This is a genomic window from Pseudomonas fluvialis, assembly GCF_014207935.1.
GTDB lineage: Bacteria > Pseudomonadota > Gammaproteobacteria > Pseudomonadales > Pseudomonadaceae > Aquipseudomonas > Aquipseudomonas fluvialis_A.
This window is the reverse complement of the sequence record NZ_JACHLL010000003.1, coordinates 107955-124012: the sequence shown is the minus strand read 5'-3', so window position 1 is coordinate 124012 and position 16058 is coordinate 107955. Positions and strand designations below refer to the sequence as shown.

Below are 16058 nucleotides of genomic sequence, written 5' to 3'. Positions count from 1 at the left end.
TAGAAAAGCATGAATCTCCACGAGTATCAGGGTAAGCAGCTGTTCGCTGAATACGGGTTGCCGGTATCCAAAGGCTTCGCCGTAGACACCCCGGAAGAGGCCGCAGCGGCCTGCGACAAGATTGGTGGCAGCGAGTGGGTAGTCAAAGCCCAGGTGCACGCCGGTGGTCGCGGCAAAGCGGGCGGGGTCAAGCTGGTTCGCAACAAGGAAGATGCCAAGGCCTTTGCCGCTCAGTGGCTGGGCAAGCGTCTGGTCACTTATCAGACTGACGCCAATGGTCAGCCGGTCAGCAAGATTCTGGTGGAATCCTGCACTGATATTGCCAAGGAACTGTACCTTGGCGCCGTGGTGGATCGCTCCAGCCGCCGCATCGTGTTCATGGCCTCCACTGAAGGTGGCGTGGATATCGAGAAAGTCGCTCACGACACTCCCGAAAAGATTCTGAAAGCCACTATCGATCCGCTGGTAGGCGCACAGCCTTACCAGGGCCGCGAGCTGGCCTTCCAGCTGGGCCTGCAAGGCGACCAGATCAAGCAGTTCACGGCCATCTTCGTTGGCCTGGCCAAGCTGTTCCAGGACTACGACCTGGCACTGCTGGAAGTGAACCCGCTGGTGATCAAGAAAGACGGCAACCTGCACTGCCTGGATGCCAAGATCAACATCGACAGCAACGCCATGTATCGCCAGCCGAAGCTGCGCGCCATGCATGACGCGTCGCAGGACGATCCGCGCGAAGCCCACGCGGCCAAGTTCGAACTGAACTACGTGGCCCTGGAAGGCAACATCGGCTGCATGGTCAACGGTGCTGGCCTGGCCATGGGTACCATGGACATCGTCAACCTGCACGGCGGCAAGCCAGCCAACTTCCTCGACGTAGGCGGTGGCGCGACCAAAGAGCGCGTGACCGAAGCGTTCAAGATCATTCTGTCCGACAGCAATGTCGCGGCCGTACTGGTCAACATCTTCGGCGGCATCGTGCGTTGCGACATGATCGCCGAAGGCATCATCGGCGCCGTGAAAGAAGTCGGCGTGAAGATTCCGGTCGTGGTTCGTCTGGAAGGCAACAACGCTGAACTGGGCGCCAAGGTCCTGGCCGAAAGCGGCCTGAACATCATCGCGGCAACCAGCCTGACCGATGCGGCTGTGCAAGTTGTCAAAGCTGCGGAGGGCAAGTAATGAGCGTCCTGATCAATAAAGACACCAAGGTCATCTGCCAGGGCTTCACAGGCTCGCAAGGTACTTTCCATTCCGAACAGGCCATCGCCTACGGCACCCAGATGGTCGGCGGCGTGACTCCAGGCAAGGGTGGCACCACCCACCTGGGCCTGCCGGTGTTCAACACCGTCAAGGAAGCTGTCGAAGCCACCGGCGCCGATGCGTCCGTGATCTACGTTCCGGCTCCGTTCTGCAAGGACTCGATCCTGGAAGCGGCCAACGGCGGCATCAAGCTGATCGTGTGCATCACCGAAGGCATCCCGACCCTCGACATGCTGGACGCCAAGGTCAAGTGCGACGAGCTGGGCGTACGCCTGATCGGCCCGAACTGCCCGGGCGTCATCACTCCCGGTGAGTGCAAGATCGGCATCATGCCGGGTCACATCCACCTGCCGGGCAAGGTAGGCATCGTGTCGCGTTCCGGCACCCTGACCTATGAAGCCGTGAAGCAGACCACCGACGCCGGCTTTGGCCAGTCCACCTGCGTGGGCATCGGCGGCGACCCGATCCCGGGCTCCAACTTCATCGACATCCTGAAGCTGTTCCAGGAAGACCCGAAGACCGAAGCGATCGTCATGATCGGTGAGATCGGCGGTAGCGCTGAAGAAGAAGCCGCAGCCTACATCAAGGCCAACGTGACCAAACCGGTGGTGTCCTACATCGCCGGTGTCACCGCACCGCCCGGCAAGCGCATGGGTCACGCCGGCGCCATCATCTCCGGTGGCAAGGGCACTGCGGACGAGAAGTTCGCCGCCCTGCAGGACGCTGGTGTCAAAACCGTGCGTTCCCTGGCCGACATCGGCAAGGCGCTGGCAGAAGTGACAGGTTGGTCATTGAAATAAGCTTGCTGCCTTGAAAAAGCCCGCCTTCTGGCGGGCTTTTTTGTGCCTGTGATTTCTTGCCTAGACTACAGAAACCGTTTTGATCGCCGATCCCATACAGGTGTCGTCGTGGGAGGTATGTATGCGCGGTTTCAAAGACTGGTCGGTGGCCTACAAGTTGGCCGTTGCCCCTATTCTGATGGGGCTGCTGCTGGTACTGCTAGGTGCGCTGTCCACCTTTTCGCTGGAACAGGTTGCCAGCCGCGTAGCGTTAGTCAGCGAGAAACTGGGCCCTGGCGTTCAGCAGGCCGCTCGCGTCGCCGAGGAAATGGGGCATCTGAAAAACACTGTTCAGCAGTATCTACGAACCGGTGAGCCTGCTTTGGAAACTCGTTTTTCTCAGTTGGATAAGGCCCTGCAGCAGGCTTTGGATGCCTCTCGCAGCAGCTTGCAGCTAGTGGGCGAAGCGTCGCGTTTGGCAGAGGTCGAGCAGAGCTATAGCCAGTATCGGCAGCTTTTCAGTGAAACACTGGTTCAGTTGAGTCGTCAGCAGCGTGTTTTGCAGCAGGAGGGCCTGGATCAGCATGGGCCTCAGGTTGAGAAAGAGCTGTCTGCCACGCTGGTGGCTGCCCAGCAGAGTTTTAACCTGGATGCGGTGTTTTACAGCAGTGCCTCCATGAGCCACCTCCTGCTGGGAAGCCAGTCGTTGTACCAGTTCTTGCAGGAGCAACGGGCCGAGCAAGCAAAGAAGGCTTTAACCGAGCTGGCTGATGCCCAGAGCAAAATGTCTGTGCTGCGTGATCGAACCAGTTCGGATCGAACCAAACAGTCCATGGAACGAGCGTTGCTGGAGTTAGGTCAGTACCGGCAGGCTGCGGAACAATTGATTCAGTTGATTGAGCGGCGCAAGCAGGCGGTTGCTCAAATGGAAACGTTGGATGCGCGCATTGGCGAGCAGGCCAGTGCTTTACAGCGCGTGTTGCTGGAGGCAATGGGTACTGCCGGTCAGGAAGCTGGCAGCATGGCCGATCAGACCAACCGGTGGTTATGGCTAGCGGTTGTCTTGGCCTTGTGCCTGGGCGGAGGGCTGTCATGGATGGTCGGACGCGCACTGAGCCGTGCGTTGTGGCGATTGACGCGAGCCTTGCAGGATGTCGCTGAAGGTGAAGGTGATTTGACTCGGCGTTTGCCGGTTACCTCGGCCGAAGATCTTGGTCAGTTGGCGAAGTCCTTCAACACGTTTGCAGAGAGAATTCGTTGCACGGTTGCTGAGGTATCCACCTCAGTTTCTACCCTCGATCAAGCGGTGGTGGCGATGCGCGATTCCGTGAGCTGCGTGCACTCGGATGTGTCGGAGCAGCTTGCGGAAAACCGTGCTGCAGCAAGCCAAATAAGCCAGTTGGCAGAGCAGAGTGCGGCGCTCAAACAGTGTGCAGGGGAGGGCGCTGAGCATTCCCAGTCAGCCCGTCAGGCAGCCCTGCAGGGGCAGTCCCGTGTTGATGACAACCAAGTTGCCATGCAGGCTCTTGATCAGCAGTTCTCCAGCCTCGCTCACGTCATTGAGACCCTGCAAAGTGACAGTGGGCAGATCGGATCGGTTGTGGGGGTCATTCGCGCAATTGCCGAACAGACCAATCTGCTCGCGCTTAACGCCGCCATCGAGGCAGCCAGGGCTGGAGAGCAGGGGCGGGGATTTGCGGTGGTGGCGGATGAGGTTCGCTCATTGGCTGGGCGGACGCAGCAATCCACAGTTGAGATTGAAGAGATTGTGCAGACCTTGCAGCGCAATGCTCAGGCCTCGCTGCAGCTTATGCACGATAGTCGGGAAGCGCTGGAGCACGCTGCCCGTTGTGCTGCGGAGACCCGCAGCACCTTGCAAGCGGTGAACGGCGTCATTGATCAGATTGATCAGAGCGTGTTGCGAATCAGACAATACGCCGATAGCCAGGCTTCGATGGCGGCTGATGCCGGGAGCGGCATTGATCGAGCCAGCAGGCTTGGCGAGCGCAACCATGCCTCGGTTCAGGAGGTCATGGTAGCGAGTCAAAGCCTCGATAAGCTGGAAACCCGATTGGGCCAGTTGATCAAGCAGTTTCAGATCTGACTGCTCAGGGCAGAGGTACCAGCATTGCCTCTCGCCCGCCTCGGGGGGCAATGCGCAGGCGCAGAGGCGCTGCAGACTGTGAGGTAGGCTTGTACCAGCGCGCCTCATAGTCGCGCCCACCGATCCAGCGCACGGCCAGGTCGAAGCCCTGATCATCCTCGATGCGACCATCGCGCAGCAGCGGCTGCCAGCGTCCGTCATGCAGCACCTCAACCGCCAGCAGTGGCTGGTCGAAGGCCATGGCCTCCGGTGCCTGATCCCGCCAGCGTACGGCCAGATAAGCCTCGCCACCTTCACTGTCAGAGCCTGTACTCAGCAGTTCGCGAGGATGCTGGTGGCCATCGACGTCGGGCCAGAAACGCCGGCTGGCCAGGCTGAACTCTCGGCTATCCGGCAGATCGGCGAAACTCTCGCGCGCCAGCATCTCGTCGAGCAGTTCTGCGCTATGGGCGGCGAGGAAGGGCGCGGTCTGCGGTCCGTAGAGGGTGTGCCCGCCCTCGTAGTGCTGCAGGCCATATTCGGCGGGGGTGGTGACGTAGCCGGTGTAGCCATTGGCCACGCTGCTGACCACGACCAGACCGTTGTGTACGCCGGCGTCCTTCAGCGTGGCACGCATGCGCGTTTCGATCTGACGGCCACTCATGGTGGTGACCTCGAAAGGCAGCATGGCCCAGTAGCTGTCACCAATCTGCAGGGTCTGCAGGAGCAGGCGATGGGGGAACTGTTCCGTGGGCAGGATCAGCGGCTGCAGCCAGGCACCGCCCAGCCAGTGTTTGGCACCCTGGCAGGTGTCCGTGAAGAAGGTGCGCGGTTGCCCTGGATGGATGAAGGGCAGGTACCAGATCAGCGGCGAGCGGTGCTCATGGGCGCCGGCGGCCAGCGCGGCGCCAACGGCGGGCTGGCAAAGATGCGCGGTGCCGATGCTCGGCTGGGCCAGCACGTCCACTTCGCGCAGGGCGCTGCGCAGCGGCAGGTCGTCGCGCAGCCGATCATCCAGATCGTGGAACAGTTCGAAGGCCTGCTCGCCAATGGCGCGGCCCACACGGCGGGCTTCGGCATAGCCGATTTGCCTGGGGCGCTCGTTGGGTGCCACGTCGCCATGGGTGGCTTCGAAGGCGCCGAGCACTGGCTTATCGGTCAGACCATAGCGCTGCTGCACGCGCCATGCGGCTTCATTGGCGATATAGGCCCAGACATCCGCATGGTAGAAGCCGGTGTCCGAGCCGATGCCGGTGCCGTGGATGGAGAAGCTGGCAAAGGCGCCGGCGGGGCGGTAGGCGCCGCTCGGCTCCTGCAGGTCGATGCGCACCAGGGTCAGGTCTGGGTTGATGGCCTGAAAGATGGTGGTGGTCTTGTCGGTGACCTCGGGGTTGGCCAGATAGGGTTCCAGCGAGCGGTTGCGCGTCAGCCCCCAGACCTCGCGCTGGCCGACGGCAATGCGTGCCGGGCGCAGTACCTCGCGCGCCTTGAGTACGGCACTTTCCAGTCGGCCAGCGAGGAACTCGAACCAGCGCGGATCGAAGCCGCCGGCGTTGCTCGCGTGCAGGTTGTAGAAGTCGCTGCCGAAGTACTGCCCGGGCGCGGCGTGGGTGTGGTTGGCGGCCAGCACCAGGTTCTGCGGGGCGATCTCGCTGATCCGCGCCAGACGCGAGGCGAGCGCCGCGTGGAGGATTTCCGATCCGGCCAGCAGGTCGCTCTGGATCAGCACCAGTGGCTGACTGCCCTTGGGACGCAGATAGAACACCCGAGCCTTGAGGCGGGTGCGAAAACCGTCGCCAGTCTCGGCCCAGGTGGAGAATCCGGCCTTGGGCAGACCCGGTGGCGGTGTGATGTCCACTTCCTGCACGGCGCCCAGCAGCGCAGCTTGCTGCGCGGGCAGCGGCTTGGCGGCAAGGGTGGCAAAGCGGTAATCCAGACTGACACCGCTACAGGCACTCAGCAGCAGGCAGAGCAGGGGGATGCAGAGAGAGGCGAGGCGAGGCATGGCCGATCCTTTTTTTGCCACACCCTACTGTAAAAGTGGAACGTTGGTACAAGTCATTCCGGGCCAGTTTGGCCTGAGATTGCGTCGCGGCTGCGGCTATAATCGGCGCTCTGTCCGGAGATGCCTGATGTCCCTGCTCGAACCCTATCTGATTCATCTGGCCGCACTGGCCTGGTTCACGCTGTGCTGGATTGGCTACAGCCACTATGCGGCCTGGAAAGCCCGCTCCACGCCGTGTCTCGCGTCGGTGCTGCACCTGTACCGGCAGGATTGGATGCGCCGCCTGCTGCTGCGCGACAACCGCATTGCCGATGCCAGCGTGATCGGCAATCTGGAACGCAATGCGTCGTTCTTTGCCTCCAGCACCCTGATCATCCTGGCCGGTATTCTCACCGTGCTCGGCTCCACCGAACGAGCGGTGTCGGTGCTGGCCGAACTGCCGTTCGTGCAGGCGCCCAGTCGCGAGCTGTCCGAGGTCAAGTTGCTGATCCTCGGCGTGGTCTTCGTCTATGCCTTCTTTACCTTCAGCTGGTGCATGCGCCAGTACAACTTTGCCGCGGTGCTGGTCGGTGCGGCGCCTATGGTTGCCGAGCGCACGGCCAGCGAGCAGGAGCGCAAGGTGTTCACCGATCGCACCGCGCGGGTGATTTCCCTGGCCGCCCACCAGTTCAACCAGGGCTTGCGTGCCTATTACTTCGGCCTGTCGATGCTGGCCTGGTTCATCCATCCCGGGCTGTTCGTGCTGGCGACCACCGGGGTCGTGCTGGTGCTGTACCGCCGTGAGTTCCACTCCGATGTGCTGGAGGTCATGCTGTACACCAACGCCGGTCAGGAACCCCCGCAAAAAGGCCTTTTTTGAGCGGCGCAAGTCGTTATCATGCCCGCCCTTTTCGCACTCGCAGAGGTCATAGTCGATGAGCGATAACAGCATGCTGGATCGTGCCCAGCGTTTTCTCGGCGCCTTGCGCCATTGTCAGGTGCTCGGCATGCAGGTGCACAATGTGGACAGCAGCGGCCTGACGCTGCGGCTGCCCTACAGCACGCAGATCATCGGCAATCCGGAAACCGGGGTGATCCACGGCGGCGCCATCACCACGCTGATGGACACCACCTGCGGCATCTCCACCGTCTGCGTGCTGCCGGAGTTCGAGATCTGCCCGACCCTTGATCTGCGCATCGACTACATGCGTCCGGCCGAGCCGCACAAGGACGTATTCGGTTTCGCCGAGTGCTACCGCGTCACCGAGAACGTCATCTTCACCCGCGGCTATGCCTACCAGGATGATCCGCGTGAGCCGATTGCCCATGTGGTCGGCGCCTTCATGCGCATGGGCAAGGGCGCTCAGGGCGACAGCGGACTGAAGCAGAACATCGACGGAGCCGGCGCATGAGCGAGCTGAACATCAATGCCCTGGTGCGCCAGGCGCACGAGACCAACAATTACGATGCGCTGATCGAGTTGATTCCCTACGCCAGGCTGATCGGCATCGAGTGCCTGCGCCTGGGCGACGACATGGTGTTCCGCCTGCCGGCGAGCAAGAACAACATCGGTAACCCGATTCTGCCGGCCATCCATGGCGGAGTGATCGCAGGCTTCATGGAGCACTCGGCGCTGCTGCACCTGCTGATGTTCATGGAGATTCCACATATGCCGAAAATCATCGACTTCTCGATAGATTATCTGCGCGCCGGGCATTACCGTGACACCTTCGTGCAATGCCAGGTGTGGCGCCAGGGCCGGCGGGTGGCCAACGTTGCCATCACGGCCTGGCAGACCAACCAGACCGAGCCGATTGCCACCGCGCGGGCCCACTTCAAGGTGGACTGAGTGGCCGGCCCGGCGGCAGATTTCGCTCTCAAGGACCTGTGAATGGATGCGTTGCTGATTCTTGGCGGTGTGCTGATGATCCTCAGCGGCCTGGTGCTGCTGGTGACCCTGGCCTTCGGTACCAGCCTGCTGTGGGGCCTGGGCAGCCTGATCCCTCCGATCACTCTGGTCTATGTGATTCGCTACTGGAAGCGCGCACGCAAGGCGCTGGCGCTGGCCGGCATGGGTTGCATCCCCCTGGTGGTCGGCCTGGTGCAGCTGGCCCAGCACGATGCCGAGCGGCTGCAGGCCATTGTCAGCCTCGACTGGCTGAAATCCGCACCGGCGGTTGTGCCTGAACTGAATATCCGTCTGTATGGCGAGCTGCGTGGCCAGCCCTTTGCCCCGACCGAGGGCGAGCTGATCGACGGTGTGCTGAGCCTGCGCGAGCGCGGCGACTTCTTCGCCAAGCGCGAGGTCAATATCCGTCTGACACAGCCCGTCAGTGGCGAACTGCGGGTCGATGTGCTGCCGCAGGACGCCGGCACGCAGCCGGAAGTGGAAGTGGTCTGGCTGGATGCCGAGCGCGATCTGCCGGAGGCACGCCGACTCAATCGCGGCTATACGCTGCACCTGGACCTCAAGCCGCAGGCCCCCAACAAGCTGGTGGGTGATTTCCACCTGGTCATGCCCAGCGCCTTGCGCACCGCGCTCAGCGGCGAGGTCGAAGTCTTTACTGACCGCTTGCGCTACCACGAGGGACAGGTCGATCGCCGGCACGATTCGCGCGATACCCTGGCCTGGGTGATTCGCGACTACCTGCAGCGCCGCGAGCAACGCGCCGATGTCAGCGTCTCCAGCCTGCCGCCGTTCACCCTACCGGCGCCCACCCTCAGCCTGGAGGTAACGGCCAGAGTAGGCGAACAGGCACTGACTCTGCCGGTGCAACTGCGCAAGCACGAGAGCCGCGGCTGGCAGGTAATCGGCGATAACTATCCGCCGCTGGCTGAGGGAGCATCCGCCAAGCCTGAGCCCAGCGTACCGCTGGATCCAGCGTCCAGCCTCAATCCTAACGACCGCCGCCTGACCTTCAGCCTGCAGCGTCTGCTGCGCGAGCCGCAGCGCTACGAGCAGTTGTCCATGCGCGTGCAGACCAACGCTGGCAGCGTCGCTGAAGGCCGCTTTACCGGCCTCAGCCCGACCGGGCGGCTGACCCTGCAACGCCAGGTCAGTGGCGCCGGCGGCGCCAGCTACCGGGTCAAACCTGAGGATGTGCAGCTGATCGAGCTGCTCGAACCCTGAGTTCGGCTTGCGGGCGGCCCTTGAAATTGCCCGCGCCGACCCCATCTGCATGACATCCGCCGCCATCTCGCGGCCTGTCCTGCATGTGGAGTTAGATGACCATGAGTGTGGAAACTCAAAAAGAAACCCTGGGCTTCCAGACCGAGGTGAAGCAGCTGCTGCACCTGATGATCCATTCCTTGTACTCGAACAAGGAGATCTTCCTGCGCGAGCTGATTTCCAACGCCTCGGATGCCGCCGATAAGCTGCGTTTCGAGGCGCTGGCCAGGCCGGAGCTGCTCGAAGGCGGTGATCCGCTGAAGATCCGTCTGTCGTTCGACAAGGACGCCAAGACCCTGACCCTGGAAGACAACGGCATCGGCATGAACCGGGCCGAAGTGATTGCTCACCTGGGCACCATCGCCAAGTCCGGTACCGCCGACTTCCTCAAGAACCTTTCCGGCGATCAGAAGAAGGACTCCAACCTTATCGGCCAGTTCGGCGTCGGCTTCTACTCCGCCTTCATCGTCGCCGACCAGGTCGAGGTCTTTACCCGCCGCGCCGGCGATGCCGCCAGCGCCGGTGTGCACTGGTCGAGCAAGGGCGAGGGTGACTTCGAGGTCGCCAGCATCGACAAGCCCGAGCGCGGCACCCGTATCGTGCTGCATCTCAAGGCCGGCGAGGAAGAGTTCGCCGATGGCTGGCGCTTACGCAACATCGTCAAGAAGTACTCCGACCACATAGGCCTGCCGATCGAGCTGCCCAAGGAGCAGCACGGTGAAGAGGCCTCCGCCGAGGCCGAGTGGGAAACCGTTAACCGTGCCAGTGCGCTGTGGACCCGCGCGCGCAGCGAGGTCAAGGACGAGGAGTACCAGGAGTTCTACAAGCACGTCGGCCACGATTTCGAAAACCCGCTGTCCTGGAGCCACAACAAGGTCGAGGGCAAGCTGGAGTACACCTCCCTGCTGTACGTTCCCGGCCGCGCGCCTTTCGATCTGTATCAGCGCGAAGCGCCCAAGGGCCTGAAGCTGTATGTGCAGCGCGTGTTCATCATGGATCAGGCTGACCAGTTCCTGCCGCTGTACCTGCGTTTCATCAAGGGCGTGGTGGATTCCAATGACCTGTCGCTGAACGTCTCCCGCGAAATCCTGCAGTCCGGGCCGGTGATCGACTCGATGAAGTCGGCGCTGACCAAGCGCGTGCTGGACATGCTGGAGAAGCTGGCCAAGGACAAGCCCGAGGACTACAAGAAGTTCTGGAAGGCCTTCGGCCAGGTGCTCAAGGAAGGTCCGGCCGAAGACTTCGCCAACAAGGAGAAGATCGCAGGTCTCTTGCGCTTTGCCTCCACGGCGGGCGAAGGCGAGGAGCAGTCTGTGTCGCTGGCCGACTACCTGGGCCGCGTCAAGGACGGTCAGGACAAGATCTACTACCTGACCGGCGAGAGCTTCGCGCAGATCAAGAACAGCCCGCATCTGGAAGTGTTCCGCAAGAAAGGCATCGAGGTGCTGCTGCTCACCGACCGCATCGACGAGTGGCTGATGAGCTACCTCACCGAGTTCGATGGCAAGCAGCTGGTCGATGTGGCCCGTGGTGATCTGGACCTGGGCAAGCTGGACTCCGACGAGGACAAGAAGGCCCAGGAAGAAATCGCCAAGACCAAGGAGGGTCTGATCGAGCGCCTCAAGGGCGCGCTGGGCGAACAGGTAGCCGAGGTTCGTGTGTCTCATCGCCTGACCGATTCGCCGGCCATCCTGGCCATCGGCGAGCAGGACCTGGGCCTGCAGATGCGCCAGATCCTCGAGGCCAGCGGGCAGAAGGTGCCGGACGCCAAGCCGATCTTCGAGATCAATCCGGGCCATCCGCTGATCGAGAAACTCGACGGTGAGCCGGATGAAGACCGCTTTGTCGACCTGTCGCATATCCTCTTTGATCAGGCCGCCCTGGCCGCCGGTGACAGCCTGAAGGATCCGGCCAGCTACGTGCGCCGCCTGAACAAGCTGCTGGTCGAACTCTCGGCCTGACAGTGATGCAAGCTGGATACGAAAGCCCGCCGAGTGCGGGCTTTCGTGCCTCTGCGGCGTGGCGCTCAAGGCGGCTTGATTGACGGCGGCGTCAAGGCCGTATTAAGTCACTGGATATCGTTGCGTGTGCAGGTATCCATGAACTTACTCGATCAATGGTTTGTCGATTCCGCGAGCGAAGGCATGCAGGTCTTCGGTCAGCACGAACCGGCGCTGGTGCTGCTGTCGGTGCTGATCGCCGTAGTGACCTCGGCCATGGCCCTGCAGCTGGCCGGCGTGGCTCGGGTGAGTCAGAGCCGCTTTCATCGCCAACTGGCGATAGCCACCGGTGCGGTGGCCCTTGGCGGTGGTGTCTGGTCCATGCACTTCATCGGCATGCTGGCTTTCCAGCTATGCGCTGCGGTGCGCTATGACCCGCTGATTACCCTGGCCTCGGTACTGCCCAGCCTGTTTGCGTCCTGGGTGGCGCTGAGCCTGCTGTCCCTGCGTCGGCTCAGTGCGTTCCAGCTGGTTGGCGGCGGTGTACTCGTTGGCGCCGGCATCGGCGCCATGCACTACAGCGGTATGGCGGCGATGCAGATGGCGCCCTTGCTGCGTTACGACCCCTGGATGTTTGCCCTGTCTATTCTGGTCGCGGTGGTGCTGGCGGTCCTGGCGTTGTGGGTGCGTTTTGGGCTGCGTGAACACTTCAGCAAAGGTCAGGCGCTGTCCCTGGCCGCCCTGGTCATGGGCCTGGCGATCAGCGGCATGCATTACACCGGCATGGCCGCCGCGCGTTTTGTCGGCATGGAGGAGTTCAGCCAGCCGCGTAGCGTCGAGGGCAGCTTCTACCTCGCCCTGGCGGTGGCGATGGCCACCCTGGCGCTGAGCATGCTGGTGGCGGCGGTCAATGGCCTGTTGCGCTACCGCGACCTGTACCGGCAGATGCAGGGCAGTCAGAGCCGCATGGCGGCGGTCCTTGATACGGCGGTCGACGGCATCATCACCATCGACGAGCGCGGCCAGATACTCGCGGTCAATCCCTCGGTCGAGCGCCTGTTCGGCTGGCGCAGCGAGGAGTTGATCGGGCAGAACATCCGCATGCTGATGCCGGAACCCCACCGCAGCCAGCATGATGGCTACCTGAGCCATTTCAAGGAGAGTGGCGAGGCGCGGATCATTGGTGTCGGGCGTGAGGTCGAGGGTTTGCACAAGGATGGCCGGCACCTGCCGTTGCGCCTGGCTATCGGCCGTGCAGAACTACCCGGGCATGTCCTGTATGTCGGTTTCGTCAGTGACATCAGCCAGCGCAAGGCCCTGGAGAAAGCCATGCGCGAGAGCGAGCAGCAGTACCGCTCGCTGATCGGCAACATTCCTGGTGTGGCCTTTCGCTGCCTGCTGGATGACGACTGGAGCATGCTGTTCATCAGCGACGCCGTCGCGGTGCTGACTGGCTGGCCAGCGAAGGACTTCACGGAAAGACGCAAGTCCATTGCCGAGCTGTTCCATCCGGATGATCGTCCGCGCATTGCCGAAGAGGTCCTGCAGGCGGTGAATGCCGGCCGCAGCTATGCGATTGAGTACCGTCTCTATGACCGCCTTGGGCGCGAACACTGGATCTGGGAAAGCGGTAGTGCGGTGTGTGACGAGGCGGGCGAGCCGCGCTGGATCGACGGCGTACTGCTCGACCAGACCGAGAGCAAGCGGCGCAACGCCGAGTACGAAGGCAAGGTCAACGCCATCAGCAAGGCCATGGCGCTGATCGAGTTCGACCTGGCCGGTCACATCCTTACGATCAACGACAATGCCCTGCAGCTGTTCGGCTATGAGTCGGCCAGTGAACTGTTGGGCCAGCATCACCGCCTGCTCTGTGATCCGCAGTACGCCGCCAGCGAGGAGTACGCGCAGTTCTGGGCCGAGTTGCGAGCCGGGCGTTTCAGTCGTGGCGAATACCGGCGTTTCAGTAAGGCGGGGCAGGAGGTGTGGATTCAGGCCACCTACAACCCGATTCTCGATATCGACGGCCAGCCGTTCAAGGTGGTCAAGCTGGCCACCGACCTGACGCCAAGGCGGCTGATGGAGCAGGAGCTGCGTACCGCCCGTGACCGCGCCGAGCAGGCGGCCGCGGCCCGCAGCAGCTTCCTGGCCAATATGAGTCATGAGATCCGCACGCCGATGAACGCGGTAATCGGCTTCACCGAGCTATTGCTGGACACTTCTCTGGACGACGCCCAGCGCCGCCATCTGCGCACGGTGCAGCAGGCCTCGCGTTCGTTGCTGGGGCTGCTCAATGACATCCTCGACACGGCAAAACTGGACCGCGGCGCCATCGAACTGGAAACCCTCGACTTCTCCCTGCGCGAGCTGTGCGAGCAGGTCTGTGACACCCACCGCCTGACTGCCGAGCGCAAGGGCCTTGGGTTGCATCTGGAGTATCCCGAAACCCTGGGCGAGCACTTCAAGGGTGACCCGTTGCGCGTGCAGCAGGTACTGAGCAACCTGCTGGGCAATGCCGTCAAGTTCACCGAGCAGGGGAGCGTGCGCTTGCAGGTCTCCGGCGCACCCGGCGCCGTGCGCTTCACCGTGCATGACACCGGGATTGGCATCGCGGCCGACCGTCTGGAGCGCATCTTCGATCCGTTCGCTCAGGCCGATGCGTCGATGAGCCGGCGCTTTGGCGGTACCGGCCTGGGCACGACCATTTCGCGGCAGTTGGTGGAGCTGATGGGGGGGCGCATCCTGGTCGAAAGTGAACTGGGCATCGGTAGCCGCTTTATCGTCGATCTGCCTTTGCCTGTCGGGCAGGGCACGGTGCGCGTGCGCGAGCGGCGCCAGACCCCGCGTTTGCCACCGCTGAGGATTCTGGCGGCGGATGATGTGGAGCAGAACCTCGAACTGCTGGTGCTCAATCTGCAGCGTCTAGGTCATCAACTGATCACCGTTGGCGATGGCGCGGCGGCGGTTGAGATGTTTACCCGTGAGGTCTTCGACCTGGTGCTGATGGACGTACAGATGCCTGGCACCGATGGCCTGGAAGCCAGCCGGCGCATACGTGCCTGGGAGCAGGCCCGGCAGTCTGGCCCGGTGCCGATCATCGCGCTCACGGCCAGCGTGCTTGAACGTGATCGCCAGGAGGCGCTGGATGCCGGCATGAACGGCTTTGCCAGTAAACCTCTGGATATGCAGGCGCTGTTGGCGGAAATGGCGGGTGTGCTGGGGCTGTCGAGCGGGCCGAGCGTATCGGTGGCTGCGGCGAATAAACCGAAAGGGCTATTCGACTGGACGCGCGGTGCACGCCTGTGGGGTGGGCCGCTGCAGATGGCGGCGGCCATTGCCCGTTTCCTGGAGGAGCAGGCCGTTGCCGAGCCTGTGCGGGCCTTGCTGCTGGCGCCTGACCTGGCCGATCTTGAAACCCAGGCACACCGCTTGCGTGGGGTGACTGCCAATCTCGGGTTGGTGCAGCTGAGCCATACTGCATTCAGTCTGGAGCAGGCGGCCCGTGCCGGGGCCGCCGAGCGCTGTGCCGAACTGGTTGATGCCTGGCATGAGGCTTTCGAGGCGGTTCGCCTGGCTTTGCCCCTGCAGCCGGAGGCTCAGGCGGCGGCGATGATGGTTTCGGCCGATCCGCAGCGTGTGCGTCAGGCGCTGGATACCCTGATCGCTGAACTTGAACGTGGCAGCCTGGATGAAGCCGCCCTGAGTCTGCTCGAACAGAGCGTGCAGTCGGGCGGAGATGAGATGCGTACGGTGCGTCAGGCCATCGATGATTTTGAATTCGAGCAGGCGCTGGAACACTTGCAGCGCATCCGCCAGCAGTTGAAGCAGGAGATTGGCGAGTGACACAAACTCAAGCTCAGGACAGCCGCCAGCAAGTGCTGGTGGTGGATGACGAACCGGCCAATCTGCAGGTGCTGCGGCATATTCTGCAGGAGGACTATCGACTGCTGTTTGCCAAAGACGGTAGCAAGGCGCTGGAGCTGGCCGCGCGCGAGAAGCCTGACCTGATTCTGCTGGATGTGATGATGCCGGGCATGACCGGCTACGAGGTGTGCGAGCGGCTCAAGGGCCATTCGGCCACGGCGGCGATCCCGGTCATCTTCGTAACGGCGCTCGCGGATGTGGAGGATGAAGCGCGTGGCTTTGCCGTCGGTGCGGTCGACTACATCACCAAGCCGGTCAGTCCGGCCATCGTCCGCGCCCGTGTGCGGACCCACCTGTCGCTGGTACGGGTGGAGGAGCTGCGCGAGACCCGCTTGCAGATCGTTCAGCGCCTGGGCCTGGCGGCCGAGTTCAAGGACAACGAGACGGGCCTGCACGTGATCCGCATGAGCCACTTCTCCCAGGTGCTGGCGCGGGCCGCCGGCTTCAGCGAGCGAGATGCCGAGGAGCTGCTCAACGCCGCGCCCATGCACGATGTCGGCAAGATTGGCATTCCTGACGCGGTGCTGCGCAAGCCCGGCAAGCTGGACGATGCCGAGTGGGCGGTGATGCGCACCCATGCGCAGATCGGTGCGGACATCATCGGTCAGCACCCCGGCGGGCTACTGCGCATGGCCCACGATATTGCCCTGACCCATCACGAGAAATGGGATGGCAGCGGTTACCCGCGTGGCCTCAAGGGCGAGGAGATTCCCATCGAGGGGCGCATCGTGGCGATTGCCGATGTGTTCGACGCCCTGACCAGCGAGCGTCCGTACAAGGCGGCCTGGCCGGTGGAGAAGGCGGTGCAGCTGCTGCGCGACGAGAGCGGGCGCCATTTCGATCCGCAGCTGGTCGAGTTGTTCATCGCCGAGCTGCCGATCATCCTGGAAATTCGCCAGCGCTGGGCCGAGCAGCAGTCCTGAAC

General features: G+C 62.8%; 11 protein-coding genes and 1 pseudogene. 11 read left to right on the top strand and 1 reads right to left on the bottom strand.

Annotation, left to right across the window (positions count from 1 at the left end; translation table 11 throughout):
• Nucleotides 1-9 precede the first annotated feature (9 nt).
• From sucC to HNP49_RS18975, 4 genes and pseudogenes are all read left to right on the top strand, one after another.
• Nucleotides 10-1176, top strand: coding sequence for an ADP-forming succinate--CoA ligase subunit beta (gene sucC / locus HNP49_RS09550; RefSeq protein ID WP_184682723.1), 1167 nt, complete (start codon nt 10-12; stop codon nt 1174-1176).
• The gene (sucD, locus tag HNP49_RS09545) at nt 1176-2057 is read left to right on the top strand and encodes a succinate--CoA ligase subunit alpha (protein WP_184682722.1); all 882 of its coding nucleotides are present in this window, start codon (nt 1176-1178) and stop codon (nt 2055-2057) included. The genes sucC and sucD overlap by 1 nt, the downstream gene beginning before the upstream one ends.
• A gap of 121 nt (nt 2058-2178) precedes the next feature.
• Nucleotides 2179-3282, top strand: a pseudogene (locus tag HNP49_RS18980) (HAMP domain-containing protein); the annotation flags it as partial.
• A gap of 69 nt (nt 3283-3351) precedes the next feature.
• Nucleotides 3352-4140 carry a methyl-accepting chemotaxis protein gene (locus HNP49_RS18975; protein ID WP_409372540.1) on the top strand — a complete coding sequence of 263 codons (789 nt, stop codon included), beginning with the start codon at nt 3352-3354 and terminating at the stop codon, nt 4138-4140.
• A 4-nt stretch (nt 4141-4144) separates the two neighbouring features.
• Here HNP49_RS18975 and HNP49_RS09535 read toward each other — a convergent pair whose 3' ends face one another.
• Nucleotides 4145-6124 (bottom strand): neutral/alkaline non-lysosomal ceramidase N-terminal domain-containing protein, encoded by a 1980-nt coding sequence (locus HNP49_RS09535; protein ID WP_184682718.1) that lies wholly within the window; start codon nt 6122-6124, stop codon nt 4145-4147.
• Nucleotides 6125-6251: 127 nt separating this feature from the next.
• On the opposite strand from HNP49_RS09535, the gene HNP49_RS09530 reads away from it, so the two are divergent.
• The 7 genes from HNP49_RS09530 (at nt 6252) to HNP49_RS09500 (ending at nt 16056) form a co-directional block, all read left to right on the top strand.
• Complete coding sequence (locus HNP49_RS09530; RefSeq protein ID WP_184682716.1) at nt 6252-6983, top strand: DUF599 domain-containing protein; 732 nt, start codon at nt 6252-6254, stop codon at nt 6981-6983.
• Nucleotides 6984-7038: 55 nt separating this feature from the next.
• Nucleotides 7039-7515 (top strand): PaaI family thioesterase, encoded by a 477-nt coding sequence (locus HNP49_RS09525; protein WP_184682714.1) that lies wholly within the window; start codon nt 7039-7041, stop codon nt 7513-7515.
• Nucleotides 7512-7952 carry a PaaI family thioesterase gene (locus HNP49_RS09520; RefSeq protein ID WP_184682712.1) on the top strand — a complete coding sequence of 147 codons (441 nt, stop codon included), beginning with the start codon at nt 7512-7514 and terminating at the stop codon, nt 7950-7952. The genes HNP49_RS09525 and HNP49_RS09520 overlap by 4 nt, the downstream gene beginning before the upstream one ends.
• 42 nt (nt 7953-7994) lie before the next feature.
• The gene (locus HNP49_RS09515) at nt 7995-9233 is read left to right on the top strand and encodes an MFS transporter (RefSeq protein WP_184682710.1); all 1239 of its coding nucleotides are present in this window, start codon (nt 7995-7997) and stop codon (nt 9231-9233) included.
• 101 nt (nt 9234-9334) lie between these two features.
• Nucleotides 9335-11233: a molecular chaperone HtpG gene (gene htpG, locus HNP49_RS09510; protein ID WP_184682708.1), complete on the top strand. Its 1899-nt coding sequence runs from the start codon at nt 9335-9337 to the stop codon at nt 11231-11233.
• 138 nt (nt 11234-11371) lie between these two features.
• Entirely contained in the window at nt 11372-15052 is a 3681-nt protein-coding gene (locus HNP49_RS09505) for a PAS domain S-box protein (protein WP_184682706.1), read from the top strand.
• Nucleotides 15049-16056 (top strand): HD-GYP domain-containing protein, encoded by a 1008-nt coding sequence (locus HNP49_RS09500; RefSeq protein ID WP_184682704.1) that lies wholly within the window; start codon nt 15049-15051, stop codon nt 16054-16056. The genes HNP49_RS09505 and HNP49_RS09500 overlap by 4 nt, the downstream gene beginning before the upstream one ends.
• Nucleotides 16057-16058 lie beyond the last annotated feature (2 nt).